This window comes from Streptococcus mitis, from assembly GCF_003942965.1.
Lineage (GTDB): Bacteria > Bacillota > Bacilli > Lactobacillales > Streptococcaceae > Streptococcus > Streptococcus mitis_BH.
On record NZ_RJOG01000075.1, the window covers coordinates 1 to 1,046 of the forward strand.

1 protein-coding gene is annotated in these 1,046 nt (G+C 31.5%); it reads right to left on the bottom strand.

Going from position 1 to position 1,046, the window contains the following annotated elements:
* Positions 1-3: 3 nt before the first annotated feature.
* A complete protein-coding gene (locus tag D8837_RS09360) occupies positions 4-978 on the bottom strand; it encodes a glycosyltransferase family 2 protein (RefSeq protein ID WP_125456876.1) in 975 nt (324 codons plus the stop codon).
* Positions 979-1,046: the final 68 nt, after the last annotated feature.

A 1,046-nucleotide genomic window follows, 5' to 3' on the forward strand; every position in this document is an offset into this window, starting at 1 on the left:
ATACTACTTCAACCCTCTCCAAAATCTTTTTACAATATATTTTTCGAATCTCCATTGAATGGCTCCAACAACTCTTGAAATAAAGACAATCTTTTTAGGGAATAATCGATATGCTCGCATTAATAATGATTGACTTGAACTTTTAGCGTAACGATTCAGATACTCGACATATTTTTCTTGATAGGGATTTCCCTCAAATATGCGATAGTCGACAACGTGCATCAAAACTAAATGGAATAAGCGACGCTGTACATATGGAAGTAAGCCAGCATTTCCTTCATATAGTTGTTCCACTTTATCACAAATAGTAAACAAATCCAAATTTTTCAAATTAAATTCGCGATTCATAATACTACCAGAACGCACGCGATAATAATATCCTGTATAATCAATTTTCACTATTTTATGAATATGTTTTAAGATTCCCATTCCTCCATACACATCTTCATAAAATAGACCTTCTAAAAATGGAAAATTGAGAATCACTTCTCTTCTAAACAGTTTAGCGACTGCATTCAAACGGACAATATTATCTTCACATAAAGAGACTAAAGCTTCTTTAGCATTTCCTTGAAAAATAATTTTGACATTCTCGGGAGAAGGGATTTCTATTTCTTTTTTATCATTTGTATACCAACATTCNACGATATCCATTTCTTCTGAAGTCATGTGCTTTAATAATTGTTCCAATATATCGTCTTTAATGACATCATCACTGTCTACAAAAGTGATAAATTCGCCTTTAGATTCAGTCATACCACGATTACGAGCGCCACTTAATCCTTTATTTTCTTGATTGATTAAGTGAAAACGAGGATCTTGTTTACAATATCTCTCACAAATTTCTTTTGAGCCATCTCTTGAACCATCATTTACTAGGATCACTTCTATATCGGTATAAGTTTGATGTTGAATACTATTTAAACATTCTTCCAGATACTCTTCAACATTGAAAACTGGCACAATGACACTTATCATAAATAGGCTCCTATTAAATTTTCCATTTTTTTCGAATTTCTAAATATCTTAAATACAAAGGATAATAT